Annotated in this window: 16 protein-coding genes and 3 tRNA genes; 12 read left to right on the top strand and 7 right to left on the bottom strand. The window is 72.5% G+C overall.

The window, feature by feature from the left end:
• Positions 1-87 precede the first annotated feature (87 nt).
• The 4 genes from CS0771_RS07625 to CS0771_RS07610 all read left to right on the top strand — a co-directional run bounded on the left by CS0771_RS07625 (position 88) and on the right by CS0771_RS07610 (position 1377).
• A complete protein-coding gene (locus CS0771_RS07625) occupies positions 88-942 on the top strand; it encodes a polysaccharide deacetylase family protein (RefSeq protein WP_212840364.1) in 855 nt (284 codons plus the stop codon).
• A 132-nt stretch (positions 943-1074) separates the two neighbouring features.
• A tRNA-Glu gene (locus CS0771_RS07620) sits at positions 1075-1147 on the top strand.
• A gap of 51 nt (positions 1148-1198) precedes the next feature.
• Positions 1199-1275: transfer RNA gene (locus CS0771_RS07615), tRNA-Asp, on the top strand.
• A gap of 25 nt (positions 1276-1300) precedes the next feature.
• A tRNA-Phe gene (locus CS0771_RS07610) sits at positions 1301-1377 on the top strand.
• 167 nt (positions 1378-1544) lie between these two features.
• Here CS0771_RS07610 and CS0771_RS07605 read toward each other — a convergent pair.
• The 3 genes from CS0771_RS07605 to CS0771_RS07595 all read right to left on the bottom strand — a co-directional run bounded on the left by CS0771_RS07605 (position 1545) and on the right by CS0771_RS07595 (position 3469).
• Positions 1545-2447 (bottom strand): hypothetical protein, encoded by a 903-nt coding sequence (locus tag CS0771_RS07605; RefSeq protein WP_212840363.1) that lies wholly within the window; start codon positions 2445-2447, stop codon positions 1545-1547.
• Positions 2444-2938 carry a SigE family RNA polymerase sigma factor gene (locus tag CS0771_RS07600; RefSeq protein WP_244870664.1) on the bottom strand — a complete coding sequence of 165 codons (495 nt, stop codon included), beginning with the start codon at positions 2936-2938 and terminating at the stop codon, positions 2444-2446. Before CS0771_RS07600 ends, CS0771_RS07605 begins: the two co-directional genes overlap by 4 nt.
• 141 nt (positions 2939-3079) lie before the next feature.
• A complete protein-coding gene (locus tag CS0771_RS07595) occupies positions 3080-3469 on the bottom strand; it encodes a hypothetical protein (RefSeq protein ID WP_212840362.1) in 390 nt (129 codons plus the stop codon).
• Positions 3470-3597: 128 nt separating this feature from the next.
• Here CS0771_RS07595 and CS0771_RS07590 point away from each other — a divergent pair, with 128 nt between their 5' ends.
• Positions 3598-4926, top strand: coding sequence for an ABC transporter substrate-binding protein (locus CS0771_RS07590; RefSeq protein ID WP_212840361.1), 1329 nt, complete (start codon positions 3598-3600; stop codon positions 4924-4926).
• A 36-nt stretch (positions 4927-4962) separates the two neighbouring features.
• Positions 4963-5199, top strand: a complete 237-nt coding sequence (locus CS0771_RS07585) for a hypothetical protein (RefSeq protein ID WP_203750767.1) — start codon at positions 4963-4965, stop codon at positions 5197-5199.
• Between the two features lie 150 nt (positions 5200-5349).
• Here CS0771_RS07585 and CS0771_RS07580 read toward each other — a convergent pair whose 3' ends face one another.
• Complete coding sequence (locus CS0771_RS07580) at positions 5350-6669, bottom strand: PrsW family intramembrane metalloprotease (RefSeq protein WP_244870663.1); 1320 nt, start codon at positions 6667-6669, stop codon at positions 5350-5352.
• A complete protein-coding gene (locus tag CS0771_RS07575; protein ID WP_212840360.1) occupies positions 6666-7220 on the bottom strand; it encodes a hypothetical protein in 555 nt (184 codons plus the stop codon). Before CS0771_RS07575 ends, CS0771_RS07580 begins: the two co-directional genes overlap by 4 nt.
• Positions 7221-7336: 116 nt before the next feature.
• On the opposite strand from CS0771_RS07575, the gene CS0771_RS07570 reads away from it, so the two are divergent.
• From CS0771_RS07570 to CS0771_RS07550, 5 genes are all read left to right on the top strand, one after another.
• Positions 7337-7966 (top strand): TetR family transcriptional regulator, encoded by a 630-nt coding sequence (locus CS0771_RS07570; protein ID WP_212840359.1) that lies wholly within the window; start codon positions 7337-7339, stop codon positions 7964-7966.
• A gap of 90 nt (positions 7967-8056) precedes the next feature.
• Positions 8057-11290 carry an FtsX-like permease family protein gene (locus CS0771_RS07565; RefSeq protein ID WP_212840358.1) on the top strand — a complete coding sequence of 1078 codons (3234 nt, stop codon included), beginning with the start codon at positions 8057-8059 and terminating at the stop codon, positions 11288-11290.
• The gene (locus tag CS0771_RS07560; RefSeq protein ID WP_212840357.1) at positions 11287-13941 is read left to right on the top strand and encodes an FtsX-like permease family protein; all 2655 of its coding nucleotides are present in this window, start codon (positions 11287-11289) and stop codon (positions 13939-13941) included. Before CS0771_RS07565 ends, CS0771_RS07560 begins: the two co-directional genes overlap by 4 nt.
• Positions 13941-14903, top strand: coding sequence for an ABC transporter ATP-binding protein (locus tag CS0771_RS07555; protein ID WP_212840356.1), 963 nt, complete (start codon positions 13941-13943; stop codon positions 14901-14903). Before CS0771_RS07560 ends, CS0771_RS07555 begins: the two co-directional genes overlap by 1 nt.
• A complete protein-coding gene (locus CS0771_RS07550) occupies positions 14896-15573 on the top strand; it encodes an ABC transporter ATP-binding protein (RefSeq protein WP_212840355.1) in 678 nt (225 codons plus the stop codon). Before CS0771_RS07555 ends, CS0771_RS07550 begins: the two co-directional genes overlap by 8 nt.
• A gap of 69 nt (positions 15574-15642) precedes the next feature.
• Here CS0771_RS07550 and CS0771_RS07545 read toward each other — a convergent pair whose 3' ends face one another.
• Together CS0771_RS07545 and CS0771_RS07540 are read right to left on the bottom strand one after the other, a co-directional pair.
• Positions 15643-15852, bottom strand: a complete 210-nt coding sequence (locus tag CS0771_RS07545) for a BldC family transcriptional regulator (protein ID WP_020522548.1) — start codon at positions 15850-15852, stop codon at positions 15643-15645.
• A 219-nt stretch (positions 15853-16071) separates the two neighbouring features.
• The gene (locus CS0771_RS07540) at positions 16072-16899 is read right to left on the bottom strand and encodes a hypothetical protein (protein WP_212840354.1); all 828 of its coding nucleotides are present in this window, start codon (positions 16897-16899) and stop codon (positions 16072-16074) included.
• Between the two features lie 124 nt (positions 16900-17023).
• Between CS0771_RS07540 and CS0771_RS07535 the strand changes: the two genes are divergently transcribed.
• Positions 17024-18085 carry a Glu/Leu/Phe/Val dehydrogenase gene (locus CS0771_RS07535; protein WP_212840353.1) on the top strand — a complete coding sequence of 354 codons (1062 nt, stop codon included), beginning with the start codon at positions 17024-17026 and terminating at the stop codon, positions 18083-18085.
• Positions 18086-18295: the final 210 nt, after the last annotated feature.

Here is an 18295-nt window from a genome sequence, read left to right as displayed (position 1 = left end):
CGCGACTCGCGCCCCATACCGCCACAGGCGTCCCCTGTGGCACCCTGAGATCCCTTCGCATCGCGGAGCACGATCTGGGGAGCGGGTATGGCGCACCGACGCGTCCACGGCCTGGCCGCCGTGGTGACCGGAATCACCCTGACTCTGTCCGCGGCGTGCGGCGGCAAACCCGCCGCCGCGCCCTGGAACCCGGCCTCGGCGGGTGCCGCCCCCGGTGCCTCGGCCGCGGCAACACCCTCGCTCGACGCCTCACCCAGCCCGTCACCCAGCCTGGCCGCGCCCAGCCCCACGCCGAGCCGGGCGCCGACGAAGGCCCCGACCACCAAGCCCACCCCGGAGAAGGCGAAGTACACCCTCCAGCGCACCACCGGCTCGGCCGGGGTCGCGCTGACCTTCGACGACGGGCCGCACGCCACCTGGACCCCGAAGGTGCTCGACGCGCTCAAGGCGCGCGGCGTCAAGGCCACCTTCTGCCTGGTCGGCACCCAGGCCAAGGCGTACCCGCAGCTCGTTCAGCGGATCGTGGCGGAGGGCCACACGCTGTGCAACCACAGCTGGAACCACGAGTTCAAGCTCGGCACCTGGTCCGAGGCCGCGATCCGGGCCAACATGCAACGCACCAACGACGCCATCCACGCCGCCGTGCCGGGCGCCCCGATCCGCTACTTCCGTCATCCGGGCGGAAACTGGACCGCCGCCGCGGTAAAGGTGAGCCGCAGCCTCGGCATGAGCCCGCTGCACTGGACCGTCGACCCGCAGGACTGGCGGCGCCCGCCCGCCTCCACCATCGCGAGCCGGGTCGTCAAGAACACCCGCGCCGGGGGCGTGGTGCTGCTCCACGACGCCGGCGGCGACCGCGCGAACACCCTGGCCGCGCTGCCCACTATCATCTCCGGCCTGCGCGGGAAGTACCGGCTCATCCGCCTGCCCGACACGCTCTGACCCCCGATTTGGCGGAACGGGTGCTGGTCACATATGCTTTCCGAGCCTCCGGCGGGGCCGGATGGGAGCAACAGCCACCATCACATGGCAGCTGCAAGCTTTATCGCAGCTCTGTGGGATGATGGTTCGGCCGCCCTCATCGTCTAGCGGCCCAGGACGCCGCCCTTTCAAGGCGGTAGCACGGGTTCGAATCCCGTTGGGGGCACGGACCGGGACCTGATAAGGTCTCCCGGTAGCAAGGAAGAGCAAGTAGCAAGGTCCTGTGGAGCAGTCGGAGTGCTCGCCGCCCTGTCAAGGCGGAGGTCGCGGGTTCAAGTCCCGTCAGGACCGCCAATGCACGACCACCCCCGGTGGTTTCGGCCAGGTAGCTCAGTTGGTACGAGCGTCCGACTGAAAATCGGAAGGTCGGCGGTTCGACCCCGCCCCTGGCCACCAAAGCTCTTCGCCGGGCTTTGTCGCCCCGAACTGCGCCTGAGTTTCTCCGGCCGCGGCTCGGGGCTTTTCTGTGTCCGGCCTCTGCTCGCGGGTGATCGGTGTCTCGTGTCAGAAGATGCGGTCCAGCCGCACGTTCTGACACGAGACCCCGATCATCAACCCGTCCGTCAGATCATCAACCCCGGCTCCAGCAGGATGTCGATCATCTGCTGTTCGGTGAGGGCGAGCCTGGTGGTCTTGGGGGATGGGTCGCCGTCGCCGCCCACCTGATTGCCCTGGTCCAGGGAGACCGACCGGGTGCCGTCCGCGGAGCGGACCAGGACCGACCGGTTCACGAGCGGCACGCGAAGTCCCTCGATCCGCTCGGAGTGGTTCCGGATGACGATCAGCTCGCCGTTCGGCCCGGTCTGCTGCCGGCAGGTCGTCGGCGGCTCGCACAGGGTGTCCAGCCGGCAGGTGTAGACGCCGTCGGACGCGGTGGCGCAGTTGCCCGAGTCGCGTTCCAGGACGGCCCGCCATCGTGTGTCGAAGAAGAGCTCGCTCTCCACGCCGCCGAACCGCACCACGCCGAAGGTGCCGTAGTAGGCGACGCTGGTGTGCAACGGCACTTTCCGCCGAGTGGGGTTCAGCTCGTCGACGTTGGTCTGGGTGGCCAGCGGCGGCGGGGCGGCCTTGAACGTCTTGTCGTAGGTGCGCGGGCCTGCCGGGTCGTCACGTCCGGCCCGCCACCGTGCGCCGGGCAGCACCCGGGGAAGCACCCGCTGCCAGGCCGCTTCGACCCGGGCCGCCTTCGTCTCGCCGGACTCGGCGACTGTGACGCTCGGCGACGGCGAGGCGGGTGCGGAGACGGACGGCGCGGGGATCGCGGGCTCCGGTGCCCGGTCGGCGCGCAGCTGCCCGGGCAGGCCCAGCACGACCGCCACGGCGACCGCGACGGCCACCACGCCGGTCACCGCGGCCGCGCCGCGCCGGTTCCGGCGCAGCCGGTCCTGCCGGGCCATCACGGCGGTCAGGTCGACCGTGCTCACCGGCGGCACCCCGACGGCCTCGTCGAACAGTTCCTTCCTCACTGCGCCACCTCGCTCTGGCCGACCAGGGCCCGCAGCGTCTCCAGGCCGCGGGCGCACTGGCTCTTCACGGTTCCGGTGCTGACGCCGAGCGCGTCCGCGGTCTCCTCCACGCTGAAGTCGAGGTAGAAGCGGAGCACGAGCACCGCCCGCTGCCGCGGGCCGAGCGCCCCGAGCAGCCGCCACAGCGCGTCCCGTTCCTCGATGCGCTGCCCCGCGGTGGCCGCGCCCTCCGGCAGGTCGGCGGAGGCTCTCTCGCGGCGCCAGGGGCGGCGGGTCTCGTCCAGCCAGACCCGGGTGAGCATGCGCTGGGCGTATGCGTCGAGGTAGGGCAGGGCGTGCAGGCGCCGCCAGTGCCGGTAGAGCTTGCCGGCCAGGATCGCGACGAGGTCGTCGGCGATGTGCCAATCTCGGCTCAGCAGGTACGCGGTGCGCCGCCAGTGCTCCATCCGGGCCTGCACGTAGGCGGTGAACTCGTCCACGTCTCGGGTCACGCCCCCTCTACGGACCCGACGTGGCCAGAGGTTGCACGGTGCCGGCGAAGATCGGCGTCTCGTGTCGTCCGGTGAGGTTCAGCGCCACTTTCCGACACGAACCCGCGATCTTGCCGCCCGGCCGCGAAACGGCAGCGCCGCTCAGCCCTCGCGGCGGCGCTTGGTGGCGACGGTGGAGCCGGCCAGGGTGAGCAGGCAGCGGTTGAGCTGGCCGTCGGCGAGCGCCGCTCCGATCAGCGCCTCGCCGGTGGGCTCGTCGTGGTTGACGTACGCGCTCACGAACCGGGCCACCCAGCGGGCGTCGTACGCCGCCTCCTCGATGCCGGGGAAGTCCAGCGCCCAGGCGCCGGCGCGCACGCCGTCCCCGGCGAGCTCCCCGGCCAGGCACCAGGCGACGTTGTAGGCACCCGTGCTGCCGTCGCGCTGCACCACCTTGTCGAGGGTGCCGGCCACCGCGCTGCCGTCACCGGCCAATGCCTGGTCAAGTACGAGAGCGGCGTCCTCGAAGGAGTGGTCTGGATCGACGGTCACGACGGGAGCCTATCGGGCGGCGGCAACCGTACCGGAGCACTCGACACCCATCGGGCGTAATGGCCCCTCCCCCAATCCAGGCAATGACGCTAAGGTGCCCGTTGGACCGTCGCCATGGAGGCACCCTCATGCGTATCTCGCGAGCTGTCATAGCCGCTGCCTGCGTATCGCTGCTCACGCTCGCTGCCTGCGGTTCGTCGCAGGACGATCCGGAGAGCCCGAACTACCAGGGTGCGTACCTCTACGGCACCGACGGCAACATGGCGAACGAGTTCGGCGCCCTGTTCAAGGAGCAGGCGGGCCTGCTCGACGGCATGAAGGGCACGCTGCCGCTCACCGAGCTGAACCAGACCTTCACCAGCCGGCTGAACGCGGTGTGGCCGGGCCTGAAGGACTACCTCTTCGCGGCCGAGACCTACGACGCGATGATGATCAGCGCGCTGGCGGCCCAGCAGGCGGGCACCGTCGAGCCGGCCAAGATCGCGCAGTACGTCAACGGCGTGACCTCGGGCGAGATCGTCTGCCGGACCTTCCAGTCCTGCCTGACGCTGGCCCGGGACGGCAAGTCGATCGCCTACCGCGGCATCACCGTGCGGCACGGCTTCACCGACGCCGGTGAGCCGTCGACGACCAGCTACGGCACCGTGCACTTCAGCTCGGCCAACCAGCTCGACAACGGCAAGACGGAGTACCTGGGCACCGGCAACGAGCTCAACGCCAGCGGCAAGAAGCCGCCGCGCCCGGCGAAGGACGGCAAGTCGGCCGTCGCGCTGAAGTTCGGCGGCCTGCTGCCGCAGACCGGCGCCCTGGCGTACACCGCGCCGCCGATGCTGGCCGCGGCGAAGCTGGCGGTCAAGGAGATCAACGAGGCCGGCGGCGTGCTCGGCAAGAACGTCGAGTGGGTCGACGGGAACGACGGCACGGACCCGCGGGTGGCCACCGCCACGATCGCCAAGCACGCCGCCGAGGGCGTGCACATCCTGATCGGTCCCGGCGCGTCCGGCGTGGCCCTGGCCTCGCTGCCGGAGGCGGTCAAGCACGGCATGATCATGTTCTCGCCGTGCAACACCTCGGCGAGCCTGACCACCGCCGACGACAAGGGCCTGTACTTCCGTACGGCCCCGTCCGACATCCTGCAGGCGCGGGCGATCGCCGACGTGATCCTGCGCGACGGCGACCGCAAGGTCGCGATCGTCGCGCACAGCGGCAACTACGGCACGAACCTCGCCAAGGACGTCGTCAAGGAGCTGGTCAAGGCCGGTCTCAGCGAGATCGACGTGCAGACGCACATCTACCAGATCACCGATGACGGCAGCGTGAAGGACAAGGCGGAGCTGGAGCGGATCGCCGGCGACATCGTCTCGGTCCAGCCGGACGGCGTGCTGGTCATCGGCTACTCCGAGTCGGCCGAGGTGGTCAAGGCACTCTCCACGGCCGGTGCTGTCCTGCGCCACTAACGTGGTGCCCTGAAAGTCCCCCGAGAAGGAGTAGTCATGAGCGAGACGGTGGAGACCCGCGGCGACGACCGCCGCGACCTGATCACGGGCGACACCAACCAGGACGGCAAGGCCGACGTCTGGGTGGCGGACACCGACGGCGACGGCAAGGCGGACCTGTTCCAGTTCGACACCGACGGCGACGGCGACGTCGACATCACGCTGGTCGACCTCGACCAGGACGGCACGCCGGACATCACGGTCGACGGCGACGGCGGCCACGCCCCCAACTGAAGACACCCACGAGAAGGGCCGCCCCCCACCCTGGGGAGCGGCCCTTCTCCGTCCCCGGGGCCCGGCGGGCGTGCGGCAGTTTCCGGGAAACTGCACGAATCGCAGCCGGAATGAGCGCAGTTTCCCCGAAACTGCGCCCGGCAGCGCGGGCTAGGCGGCGTTCATGGTTTTGATGGCCTGCCAGATGAGGAGGAAGAGGGCGGTCGCGAAGAGGATGCCGAGGACAACCACGCGGGGCACGGCGGGGCGCATGGGTGAGACGACGGCCTCGGGGTGGCCGAGGTCGACCAGGCGCTGCCGCTGCGCGAGCACCTCGTCGCGGCAGTGCACGAGCAGCTCGTCGCCGGGCGAGATGCGGTCCACCCGGCTCAGCTCGACGGCCAGCCGGGCCTGGGCGGTCTGCAGCCCGCGCACCGCCCGCTCCCCGGCGCGGCCGCCGCGGGCCCGGCCGTAGCGCCGGGCGTCGGCGCGCAGGTGGCCGTGGCCCATGATCTGCAGCTCGCCCGGGGTGGCGATGCGCGGGTCCTGCAGTCGTGCCAGCTGCGCCACGTAGTAGTGCGCCTCCCGGTGCCGGGCGACCCAGAGCAGGGCGAGCACCATGGCGAGCGCGGGCAGGCCCTTGCCGAGCATGCCGAGCAGCACCCCGGCCGCGCCGGAGCCGAGGCCGTCGGCGAACAGCGGCGAGTTCCAGACGAAGTGGGTGAGCCAGGCCAGGCCGAGCCCGAGGCCCAGGCCCCCGAGCCGCCACCACAGCGGCTTGTCGGTGCGCACCACGAACCAGGCGATGCCCGCTCCGGCCAGCGCCGTGAACAGGGTGTGGCTCCACAGCCCGGCCAGGAAGCCGCGCAGGAAGAACGTGGCCACCACCGGGCCCACCCCGTCGCCCTGCCCGCGCAGCGCCACCGCGTTCACCGCGAACACGATGTCCTCGACCACCTGGTAGCCGAGCCCGATCAGGGCGCCGTACACCATGCCGTCCAGCACGCTGTTGATCTGCTTGCGGGCGACCAGCACGATCATCACCACGCCGAGCGCCTTGAGCAGCTCCTCGACGGTCGGCCCGGCGATGGCCGAGCCCCAGGCCGCCGCGAACGCGGGTGAGATCAGCTTGGCGACCAGGTCGTGCAGCGCCTGGGTGCCCGGGATGGCGGCGGTGGTGGCCACCGCGCCGCCCCAGGCGAACGCGGTCGCCATGAGCAGCGGCGGCTCCCGTTCCAGGAAGTCCATGGACGCGATGAAGAGCCAGAACGGCACGGCGTACAGGGCGAACAGGACGATCGCCGAGGTGGTCGCCACCGGGAAGCGGGCCAGGTCGGCGCGCAGGATCTCCAGCAGCCGGGCCATCCCCGCCAGCAGGATCAGGCCCAGCAGCCAGAACGCGGGCAGCTGGAGCGACTTCAGGGCGCGCGCGGCCCGCGGGGTCGGGCGCACCGAGAAGCGCCAGCGCCGGGAGCGCCCCGCCACCGTCACCGGTCACCGCCGTAGGTGATGGAGCTGATCGAGCCGTCGATGCCGGCCAGCTCGCGTTGCAGCTCCAGCTGGGCGCCGCTGACGGTCACCTCGATGGAGTGCTCGCCGGCCAGGAACACGGCGTAGCGGCCGCTGCGCCCCGGCGCGGTGTAGCCGCCGGCCACGCCGGCCAGGCCGCCGGTCGTGCGGATGCCGCCCTCGTTCCCGGTGACCTGGTAACCCTGCGTCGCCTTGATCTTCGTACGCAGCTTCTCCGCCGCCTCCCCGATCGGCCCGTCGAACGGCTGCACCACGATGAGATAGCGCACGTCGCCCACCAGGAACATCACCGTGGCGCGCTCGCTGCCGGGCCGGGTCTTGCTCGCGTCCACCCGGGCGCCGGCCGGTGGTGCGACGGTGACACCCGCCCCCACGTCGTAGCGCGGTCCGGCGAGGGAGCGGTCGGTGGGCACGGCCCGGTTCAGGGCGGGCAGCCCGAAGACCACTATCAACAGCGCTGCCAGCACCGCGACGGCACCGGCCAGGTTCCGCACCAGCCGATGGGCAACCATGGTCCGACGGTAGCGGTGCATATAACGTGAATGCTGCTATATCGACCAATGCCCGTCGTCTCCCGGTGGCGGACCGCACTTTGACCGGTGCGGGCCCGCGCTTGGAAGATGAGTGAATGACCGGACGGGTGATCAACCGGCGGGAACAGCACAAACAGCACACGCGGGCGGCGCTGGAGCAGGCGGCGCTCGCCCTGTTCGCCCGCCGGGGCTACGAGCACACCACGGTCGAGGAGATCGCCGCCGAGGCGGGCGTCTCGGTGCGCACCTTCTTCCGCTACTACTCCTCCAAGCAGCACGTGCTCTTCGGCGACGTCGGGCACGAGCGGGTGGACCAGCTGCGCGGCGCGCTGGCGGCACGGCCCGCCGACGAGCCTCCGCTGGAGTCGGTGCGCGCGGTGCTGGACGCGGCCGACATCACCGACGAGGCCGAGCTGGACCAGCTCCGCGCCCGGCTCGCCCTGCTCAGCGAGCAGCCGTCGCTGCTGAGCACGTACCTCGTCCTCAGCGAGGAGTTGCGGCGGCTGGTGAGCGTGTTCGTGGCCGGGCGCTGCGGCAGGGCCGAGACGCACCCGTACCCGCTGCTGGTGGCGGGTGCGGCGCAGGCTGCCTGGGACAGCGCGCTGTGGTCGTGGGCCGCCGGGCAGTCCCGCGACCTGGCGATCCAGCGCCGCTCTGCCTTTGCCCAGCTCACCGCAGGGGTCCTACCACCGGATGAAAGGGGCGAACCGCCTCACCAGCCATAACGGTCCGGTAACAGCCGTCACGGCGTGTGAACCGGTCAAGGCTCCTCCCTGCTTCTACAGAGGTTGGTGATCGGGAGCCAAGGAGGCGCCATGCTGGGACGTCGGCGGGCCTACAGCGCGAAGGGCCTGTTGACAGCCGCGGCTGCGGCAGCGCTGATCTCGACCACGCTGCTGGTGGCACTGGCGAGTTACAGCGGCGCGGTGATCGAGGCGGGCGGCCGGGCGGCCGTCGCCGCGGCGCCGCCGGACGAACGGGCGATCCAGATCCGGCTGCCCTCGCGCACGGGCGGCAGCGGCTGGGTCTCCACCGGGGAGGACGTCGGCAAGTCGTTCTCCGCCGAGTCGTGGACCGCCACGGACGCCAAGCTGCGCGAGTCGTTCGCGCGCCGGTTCGGCGACACCCGCCTCTCGGTCACCGCCGCCGGGTACGCCAGCGGCCTGCGCTTCAACGGCGACACCGGGGACGCGGTGGCCGACTCCTACGGCGTCGTCTACGCCCGGGTCATGTTCCTGGAGGACCTCGCCGCGCACGCCCGGCTCGTCTCCGGCAGCTGGCCGCAGACCGGCGCGCAGGTGCCGCAGACCGTCGTCGGCGAGGCCGCCGCGCACGCGCTGGGCCTCAAGACCGGCTCCCGGGTGCGGATGACCAACGGCATCACCAAGAAGGTCCAGGAGGTCGAGGTCGTCGGCGTGTTCGCGCCGCTGACCGCCGACGACCCGTACTGGCTGCTCGTGCCGGAGATCGCCGAGGGCGTCGAGCCGGGCCGCAACACGTACGGCCCGCTGGTGCTCAACCGGGAGGACTTCTTCGACGGCTGGTCCTACCTCGGCAACAGCGGCTGGGTGGTCACCCCCGACCTGTCCCGGGCGCTGCTGTCCGAACTCGTCGCCGCCCGCGGCGCCGTGACCACCCTCGGCGAGGTGCCCAAGGAACTGGGCTACGGCGAGGGCGGCCAGGCCTCGACGCACCTGGAACGCCTGGTCGACCGCATCCAGCAGGCCAGCCTCGTCGGCCGCTCCGACCTGCTCACCCCGCTCCTGCTCATCTCGATCCTCGGCGGGTACGCCCTGATCCTGCTGGCGGCGCTGCTCACCGAAGGCCGCCGGGCGGAGACCGCACTGCTGCGTGCCCGCGGCGCGTCCCGCGGCCAGCTCGCCGGGCTCGCCGCGTGGGAGGCGCTGCTGATCGCGGCCCCGGGTGCCGTGCTCGCCCCGCTGCTGGTCGCGCCGCTGCTCAAGCTCGCCGAGCGGGTGCCCGCGCTGGCGGCCATCGGGCTGCGCCTGGAGGGCGGCATCAGCCCTCTCACCGTCGGCGTCGCGGTGACCGCCGGGCTCGGCTGCGTGCTGGCCATGCTACTGCCCGCGCTGCGCGGCGGCGGCACCTACGTGGCCGACCTGGCCGCCCGTTCCCGGCCCAGCCGCACCGCCGTGGCCCAGCGCGCCGGTCTGGACCTCGCGCTCATCGGCTTCGCCGTGCTCGCCTGGTTCCAGCTGCGGCAGTACGACTCCCCGCTGTCCGGGGTCGCCGGCGAGCTGGGCATCGACCCGATGCTGGCCGCCGCCGGGCCGCTCGGCGTGCTGGCCGGCGCGGTCGTCGCGCTGCGCCTGCTGCCGCCGCTGACCCGGCTGCTGGAGCGCCAGGTCGACCGCAGGTCCTGGTTCGCCGCCCAGCTCGGCGTATGGCAGGCCGGCCGCCGCCCGCACGCCGGGCCGGTGCTGCTGCTGGCGCTGAGCGTCGCGGTCAGCACGCTGGCCTGGACGCTCGCCGCGACCGCCCGGCAGTCCCAGCTGGACCAGGCCGACCACACCACGGGCGCGGACCTGCGCCTGACCGAGACGTCCTGGATCGCCCCGCGCCAGCGGGTGAGCCAGGTCGCCGCGCTGCCCGGCGTCGCCGCCGCGCTGCCCGCCTGGCGGACCACGCTGACCGCGGGCGAGCGGGAGACAGCGGTCTCGCTGCTCGCACTCGACGCCGCGGCCGCCGGCGACGTGCTGCGGATGCGGGCGGACATGGGTGACATCCACGCGCTGACCGCCGCGCTGACCGCGGAGAGCCGGCAGGCGCCGGGCGTGGCCGTGCCGGCCGGGACGAAGTCGCTGCGCGGCTCGGTCCGCGTCACCGCGAACGGGCAGGACTTCCTGGCCCGGCCCCGGGAGGCGAGCTCTGCCCTGTTCACCGACGAGCACGGCGGCGTGCACGTGGTGCCGCTCGCCGAGAGCGACGACGCCGACGGGTACGCGTTCGACGTGCCGGTGCCGGACACGGCCGGGCTGCGGCTGACCGGTTTCGCTACCGACGGGCCCGACATGCCCTTCGGGCTGCGCATCACCTGGGAGCTCACCGGGCTGTCCACCGTCGCCGCGACCGGCGCCGCGGTCCCGCTCGACCTCGGCCTGCCGGGTGGCAGCTGGGGCGTTCCGGGCAGCCACGGCGAGGTCAAGGTCGCGGTGACCGGCGACGGCGCCCGGGTCGACATGATGGATCCGGGCGGCGCGGTCAACGTGCCGTACACGTTCACGCTGCGACCCGACGCCCCGCCCGTCACCGTGCCCGTGCTGGCCACCCCGGAGGCGCTCGCCGCGCTGCACACCCAGGTCGGCGCGAAGGTGGACGTCCCGCTGTGGGGCGTCACCACGACGGTGCACGTGACCGGCGAGGCCACCGCGCTGCCCGGCGGGCTGGAGCCCGCCGCGCTGCTGGTCGACATGCCCGCGCTCGCCGCTCACCTGCAGCGGGAGGGTGCCCCCCGGATCCCGGTCATCAGCGAGTGGTGGCTGCGTACCGACCCGGCCCGGCACGCCGAGGCCGCCGCCGCGGCCGCCTCGCTGCCCAACCTGCTCACCATCGACCGGCACGCCCTGGCGCTGCACGCCGCAGACGACCCGTTCGGCGCCGGTGCGCGTATCGCGCTGTTCATCGCGGCGCTGGGCGCGATCGGGCTGGCCCTGGTCGGCGTCGCGGTCGACGTGCGGGCCACCGCCCGGCGGCGGGTCGCCGAGCTGGCCGTGCTCAACACCCTCGGCGCCACGCCGAACCTGCTGGCCCGTGCCCTGATGATCGAGCAGGCGTTCCTGGCCGGGCTCGGCGTGGCCGTCGGCCTGCTGGTGGGCATGTTCGTCGCGCGGACCACCGGCCCGCTGGTGATCCTCACCCCGAGCGCGAGCCGGCCCGTGCCGCCCGCGCTCACCACGACGGACTGGCCGCCAGTGCTCGGCACGGCGGCGATCCTGCTCGCCATCACCCTGGTGCTGGCCGGGCTCGTCGCGACCACGATGCGGCAGCGGCTGGCCGCCGCCCAGCTGCGGATCGGAGCTGACCGGTGAAGGGTTGGATCGCCCGGGTACGGGCCGGAGCCGGGCCCCTGGCCCTGCTGGGGGTGCTCACGCTCGCGGCCGGCCTGCTCGCGCTCGGCGCGCCGCGGGTCGCCAACCAGCTGACCGACGACGGCCTGCGCAACGACGTCTCGCCCCTCAGCTACACCTCCCGTGACCTCACCTACCGCGCGACGAAGCCGGAGAACGCCAACTGGGACCCGCAGCGGCGCCTGGAGCAGCAGCAGGCGGTCCTCTACCCCGCCCTGCGGGAGCGCGTCACGCAGTCCTGGTGGGCCCTGGCGACGGTGCAGGACGAGTCGTTCGTACGCGGCACCGGCCTGCCGGAACGCACCCCGCCGCTGTTCAGCGTCCGCGCCGGCAGCGGGCTGGAGGAGCAGGCCGACCTGGTCGAGGGCCGGTGGCCGCACACCCAGCCGGGCGAGAACCGCACGGTCGAGGTCGTGCTCACCAAGTGGAACGCCGAGCAGCTGGAGCAGCGGGTCGGCAGCACCTTCCGCTTCCACGACCGGGTGCCGATGGAGGTCGTCGGCATCATCGAGCCGCACGACGAGAACGGCACCTACTGGGAGCCGATGCCGACCGGCCTCCGGGCCTACCTGCCCAACGACGACGGCGACCCGTACCGCGCGGTGGTCTTCTCCGACCAGGCCGGGCTGGCCCTGCTGGAGAAGCTGGCGCCGGTCGTCTACGAGTGGCGCTACCGCATCGACACCGCGACGCTCGACATGGCCGTGCTGCCCGCCGTGGTCGAGGCGGCCAACGTCGCCCGGCGGCAGGGCATCGAGTCGTCGCTGACGACCGGCCTGGACACCGCGCTGGCCCGGTTCGCCGAGCGCGCCCGCGCCGCCCAGGCGCTGCTCGCCGTGGTGCAGGTGGGCGCGCTGGTCACCCTGGCCGGGCTGGTGCTGCTGGCCGCGCGTGTGCTGGTGAGCCGGCGGCGGGCCGAGTTCGCGCTGCTGCGGGCCCGGGGCGGGGCGATCCTGACCATCGGGTCGTACACCCTGCTGGAATCGCTGCTCGTGGTGCCCGCCGCGATCGTCGGGGCGCTGGCCGGCACGGCGGTGCCGGGGCGGCCCGCGGCCACCTGGCCGGTGCTGGCCGTGTTCACCGCGCTGGCGGTGCTGGCCGTGCCGGTGATGACCATGCGCACCTCGCGCGACCCGTCGTTCTCCGGCGAGCGCGCCGACGTGGCGAGCACCCGGGTGGGCCTGAAGCGGCGCACCGCCGAGCTGAGCCTGCTGGTGCTCGCCGGGGCGGGCGTATGGCTGCTGCGCGAGCGCGGCCTGAGCGAGTCCGGTGAGGTCGACGTCTACCTGGCGGCGGTGCCCGCGCTGCTGGCCGCGGGCGCGGCGGTGGCCATGGTGCGGGTGATCCCGCCGGTGGTCGCCTGGCTGGGCCGGCTGGCCGTACGCCGCCGGGGCGCGGTCGGCTTCCTGGGCCTGTCCCGGGCGGGCCGCACCGCGGGCGCCGTGATCGGCCCGGTGGCCGTGCTGGTCGTCGCGGTGAGCACCGCGGTGTTCAGCGTGGCCGTCGCGGGCACCATCGACTCCGGCCGCGACCGCGCCACGGACCTGCGGATGGCCGCGGACGTCAAGGTCGACGGCTACTACTTCGACGAGCGGACGGCCACCGAGCTGGCCGCCGTGCCCGGGGTGACCGCGGTGGCCCCCTACATGGTCGAGTCGGCCGGCGACCTGGCCGTCGACCAGCAGCGCAAGGGCACGGTGTACGCGCTGGTGCTGGACGGCCCGGCCTACGCGAAGGTGCTGGCCGAATCCGGGGTCGAGGTCACCCCGCCCGCGGCGTTCACCGAGGCGGGCCAGAGCCCGGTCATCCCGGCCCTGGTCTCGCCCGGAGCCGCGAAGCAGATCGGCGACGGCAAGCCCATGGTGACGCTGCGCGGCCGGTTCTACGACTTCTCGGTGGCCGCGGTGGTCGACGGGTTCCCGCCGATCGCCAACGGCGCGACGAACTTCGTCGTGCTGCCCTGGCAGGCGTTCCCGGCGGACAGCCGGCAGGCGCTGCTGCCCAGCGGCTACCTGTTGGCGGGCGACCCGGACCCGCAGGCGCTGCGCGCGGTGGGCGACGCCGGGCAGGAGCGCTGGGCGAGCACCGGCTACCGCGCGAAGGCGTACGAGCCGGTCACGCAGGTGACGACCTGGGACCAGACCCGCGCGAGCCTGGATGAGACGAGCGTCAACGCGGTGATCACCTTCGCGTTCGCCATCGGCGCGGGCACCGGTGTGGTGCTCGCCCTGCTGGCGATCGGCTTCGCCGTCGTCTCCGGCGCCCGGGGCCGCGGCACCGTGCTGTCCCGGCTGCGGACCATGGGCCTGACCCGGGGCCAGGGCCGCGGCCTGCTGCTGGTGGAGCTGATGCCGGTGGTCACCGTGGCGGTGCTGACCGGCGCGGCGGTGGGCGTGGCGATGCCGCGGCTCATCGCCCCCGCGCTGGGCCTCGACACGTTCACCGACGGGATCACGGTCGGGGTCGCCTTCGACCCGCTGGTGGCCGGCGCCGCGGTGGCGCTGGTGCTGATCGGAATGCTGACCGCGCTCGCGGTGGAAACCCTGTTCAACCGCCGGCTGCGCCTCGGTGAGGTGCTCCGGCTCGGTTCCTTCGAAGCGGGAGAGAGCTGATGTCGACCACTGACGAGACCATCGCGCCGCCGGACCTCGCCACGCTGCAGGCACGTGCCGCGCAGCGGGCCGCGGACCGGGCCGGCGGCGCCGACCGGCTGCGCGGGCACCTGGTGTGCGACGGGCTGGTGCGGATCTACAAGACCGAGGGCGTCGAGGTCGTCGCGCTGCAGGGACTCGACCTGGTGGTGGACCGGGGCGAGCTGCTGGCCATCGTCGGCGCCTCCGGCTCCGGCAAGTCGACCCTGCTGAACATCCTGTCCGGCCTCGACGTGCCGACCGCGGGCATCGCCCGGGTGGGCGAGTACGACCTGCTCACCATGTCGGCGAAGAAGCGGCTGTCGTACCGGCGGCACATGGTCGGCTTCGTGTGGCAGCAGACCGGCCGCAACCTGCTGCCGTACCTGACCGCGCTGGAGAACGTGGTGACCCCGATGCGGCTGGCTGGCACGCGGTCCGGCCGCAAGGCCCGCGAGCGCGCGCTGGAGTTGCTGGAGATGGTCGGCGTCGGCTACTGCGCGGACCGCCGCCCGGACCAGATGTCCGGCGGCGAGCAGCAGCGCGTGGCGGTGGCGCTGGCCGTGGCCAACGACCCCGAGGTGCTGTTCGCCGACGAGCCGACCGGCGAGCTGGACGAGTCGACCGCGGCCGAGGTGTTCGGCGCGCTGCAGACGATTAACGCCGAGCTGGGCGTGACCGTGGTCGTGGTGACGCACGACCCGAACGTGGCCACGCAGGTGCGGCGTACCGTGGCGATCCGCGACGGCCGGCTGGCCTCGGAGGTGCGCCGGACCGCGCGGGCCACCGCCGACGGCGGCACCGAGCTGGTCAGCGAGGAGTACGCGGTGCTGGACCGGGCCGGGCGCATGCAGCTGCCCGGCGCGTTCGTGGAGGAACTGGAGCTCAAGGACCGGGTGAAGCTCACCCTGGAGTCCGACCGTGTGGAGGTGCGCCGTGGCTGAAGAGCTGGTCAGGGTCGAGAACGTGTCCCGCGACTTCGGCCGGGCGGGCAAGGTCGTGCACGCGGTGCGGGACGTCTCGTTCACCGCCGGGCGCGGCGAGCTGGTCGCCGTACGCGGCCGCTCGGGCGCGGGCAAGACGACCCTGCTCAACATCATCGGCGGGCTGGACCGGCCGACCTCGGGCAAGGTCTTCATCGCGGGGCAGGAGGTCACCTCGGCGGCTGAGCCGCAGCTGGTGGCGCTGCGCCGGGACGTGATCGGCTTCGTGTTCCAGTCGTTCGGGCTGGTGCCGATCCTGTCGGCGGCCGAGAACGTGGGCGTGCCGCTGCGGCTGGCCAAGGTGCGCCCCGCCGAGCGGGACCAGCGGGTGGCGGTGCTGCTGGAGCTGGTCGGCGTCGGCGCGCACGCCAACCAGCGGCCGTACGAGCTGTCCGGCGGCCAGCAGCAGCGCGTGGCGGTGGCCCGCGCGCTGGCCAACGACCCGCAGCTGCTGATCGCGGACGAGCCGACGGGCCAGCTCGACTCGGAGACCGGCCGTCAGATCATGGACCTGCTGCGTGCCCTGGTGCACGCCCGCGGCATGACCGCCCTGGTCGCCACGCACGACGCGGCCCTGATGGACATGGCCGACCGCGTGGTCACCCTCCGCGACGGCGCGCTGGTGCCCTGACCGGCGGAAGGCAAAGAAGAAGGGCGCTCTGGGGGGAGCGCCCTTCTTCTTATGTTCAGTTGTCTCGGTTCAGTCGCCCTGACGCTGGTGCGGGATCTGACCCTGGAGCAGAGCACGCACCTCCGACTCGCGGTAGCGGCGGTGGCCACCCAGCGTACGAATAGCGCTGAGCTTGCCCGCCTTGGCCCACCGGGTGACGGTCTTCGGGTCGACGCGGAACATCGACGCAACCTCTGCCGGGGTGAGCAGGGGTTCTGGTTCGTGCGTACGCGACGCCATGCGGTCACTCCTCCACAAGTACCTATAGACGAAGACCGGGGTCCCGCCGGTCAACGCGCTACCCATAGTCCGGCTAGTCCCCGATGTCCGACATGGGCCGAACGGGTGAAGGTCCGTGGATGGACGGATGATGAATGAACGACATGTCTGCTTTTAGCGGATGAAGACAGTAATTTCATAGCTTTCGATCACTCCAGGTAACCCACGCGCTACGTACCGTCAGTTGCTGCGCTCCAGTAGTTGGATCGCCCGCCACCGCTGCACGAGCTGCTCATACGCGGCCGTGGCGGCGTCGCCGTCCTCCCGCTCCAGCCCGGCCAGCCCGGTGGCGACCAACTCGACCGAGTCGTCGTCGCGCAGCGCGTCCTCCGACAGCAGCGCGGTCAAGCCGCCGTAGTCGAGTTCGACCACCGACCCGGGATGGAACGACTCCAGCCAGCGCGCGGTCTCCCGCAGCGAATCGGTGATCGGCACGTCGCCCAGGGTCCGGCGGAGCACCCGCAGCCCCTTGTGCGCCCGCTGCCGGGCCTTGCCGATCTCCGTGCGGTAGCGCAGCACCCGGCGGGTGGGCTCCAGCACCAGGTCCCGCTCGGCCGGCGAGACCAGCACGAACCAGCGCAGCGGCACCCCCCAGGTGGCCACCTGCTCGTGCATCCGGTCCTCGGCCCGGGTCTGCCCGACCACGGTCTGCGCCAGGTCGACCAGCACCGGCGGCACGAAGGCGTCGGCGAGCACCTGCGGCACCCCGTCCCGGGCCTGCAGCGCGGCCTCGGCGACCCGGACCCGCAGGTTCCACGGGCAGACCAGCGGCACCTCCGCCTGGCCGGTCAGCCCCTGCATGACGTATGCCTCATCGGGCAGGTCGGGCAGGCGCGACCAGCCCGCACCGAGCGCTTCCAGCACGGTCGCCCGCTGGCGGCCGGGCCCGTCGGACACGCCGATGGCGCGCCCCTCGTCCACGTAGCGGCGCCAGAATCGTTCACGTTCCGGCGCGAACGCGGTGAGCGGCTCGTAGACCCTCAGGTACGCGGCGAACTGTGACGGCACCTCGCGATCCTCCCACGATTAGGCTGTCAGCGGGAGCGTCGCTACCGCGGCGTCGCCCGACCCCTCGGAAACACCGAGAACGGATCGGCCCCACAAGGGCCATCGGAGTCACCTGGAGCCAGCAGTGGGCGTATTCAGCGACGGCAGTCACGAACAGGTCGTGTTCTGCCAGGACCGGGCCAGCGGCCTGAAGGCCATCATCGGCATCTACTCGACGGCGCTCGGCCCCGCCTTGGGCGGCACGCGCTTCTACCCGTACGCCACGGAGGAGGAGGCGCTGCACGACGTGCTCGACCTCTCCCGGGGCATGGCGTACAAGAACGCCCTCGCCGGGCTCGACCTCGGCGGCGGCAAGGCCGTCATCTGGGGCGACCCGGAGCAGATCAAGTCCGAGCAGCTGCTGCGGGCGTACGGCCGGTTCGTCCAGTCCCTGGGCGGCCGCTACTACACCGCGTGCGACGTCGGCACCTACGTCCAGGACATGGACGTCGTGGCCCGGGAGACGAAGTTCGTCACCGGCCGCAGCGTCGAGTACGGCGGCGCCGGCGACTCGTCGGTCCTCACCGCCTGGGGCGTCTTCCAGGGCATGCGCGCCGCGGCCGAGCACCGCTGGGGCACCCCGTCGCTCAAGGGCCGCCGGGTCGGCGTGGCCGGGCTGGGCAAGGTCGGCAAGTACCTGACCGCCCACCTGATCGAGGACGGCGCCGAGGTCGTGGCGACCGACGTGCACCCGAAGGCGCTGGAGTGGGCCAAGGCCACCTACCCCCAGGTCACCCTGGTCGCCGACGCCACCGCGCTGGTCGCCGGCGACATCGACGTCTACGCGCCGTGCGCGCTGGGCGGCGCGCTCAACGACGACACGGTGCCCGCCCTGAAGGCCCAGATCGTGGCCGGTGCGGCCAACAACCAGCTCGCGCACGCCGGCGTCGAGAAGCTGCTGCTCGACCGAGGCATCCTGTACGCGCCCGACTACCTGGTGAACTCGGGCGGCGTGATCCAGGTCGCGGACGAGATCGACGGCTTCAGCTTCGAGCGGGCCAAGCTGCGCGCCACCAAGATCTACGACACGACGAAGCGAATCCTGGAAACGGCGGACGCCGAGGGCATCTCCCCGGCCGCCGCCGCGGACCGCCTCGCCGAGCAGCGCATCGCCGAGGTGGGCCGCCTCCGGACCATCCGGGTCTGACCCCTTTCATGGTCGAAGCCCCCGCCGAGCTGCTGAAACAGCGCGACCGGGGGCTTCGGCCGGGAATTGGACCGTCATTACTGGGGAGCGATATACTCCTTACCAGTCATAAAACGGACAGGTTCCGATGTGCTGTCAGACACCCGGTAACCCGAGATGCCGAAGTGCCCTCCTCCCATGTACCGTATGACCCACGAGAGATGTCTGACG

Source organism: Catellatospora sp. IY07-71, assembly GCF_018326265.1.
Taxonomy (GTDB): Bacteria; Actinomycetota; Actinomycetes; order Mycobacteriales; family Micromonosporaceae; genus Catellatospora.
The sequence above is the reverse complement of the archived record's forward strand: the minus strand, read 5'-3'. Positions and strand labels throughout refer to the sequence as shown.

Coding starts and splice junctions, on each gene's coding strand:
- CS0771_RS07625 (WP_212840364.1), top strand. CDS start 88: ATGGCGCACCGACGCGTCCACGGCCTGGCCGCCGTGGTGACCGGAATC.
- CS0771_RS07590 (WP_212840361.1), top strand. CDS start 3,598: ATGCGTATCTCGCGAGCTGTCATAGCCGCTGCCTGCGTATCGCTGCTC.
- CS0771_RS07585 (WP_203750767.1), top strand. CDS start 4,963: ATGAGCGAGACGGTGGAGACCCGCGGCGACGACCGCCGCGACCTGATC.
- CS0771_RS07575 (WP_212840360.1), bottom strand. CDS start 7,220: ATGGTTGCCCATCGGCTGGTGCGGAACCTGGCCGGTGCCGTCGCGGTG.
- CS0771_RS07570 (WP_212840359.1), top strand. CDS start 7,337: ATGACCGGACGGGTGATCAACCGGCGGGAACAGCACAAACAGCACACG.
- CS0771_RS07565 (WP_212840358.1), top strand. CDS start 8,057: ATGCTGGGACGTCGGCGGGCCTACAGCGCGAAGGGCCTGTTGACAGCC.
- CS0771_RS07555 (WP_212840356.1), top strand. CDS start 13,941: ATGTCGACCACTGACGAGACCATCGCGCCGCCGGACCTCGCCACGCTG.
- CS0771_RS07545 (WP_020522548.1), bottom strand. CDS start 15,852: ATGGCGTCGCGTACGCACGAACCAGAACCCCTGCTCACCCCGGCAGAG.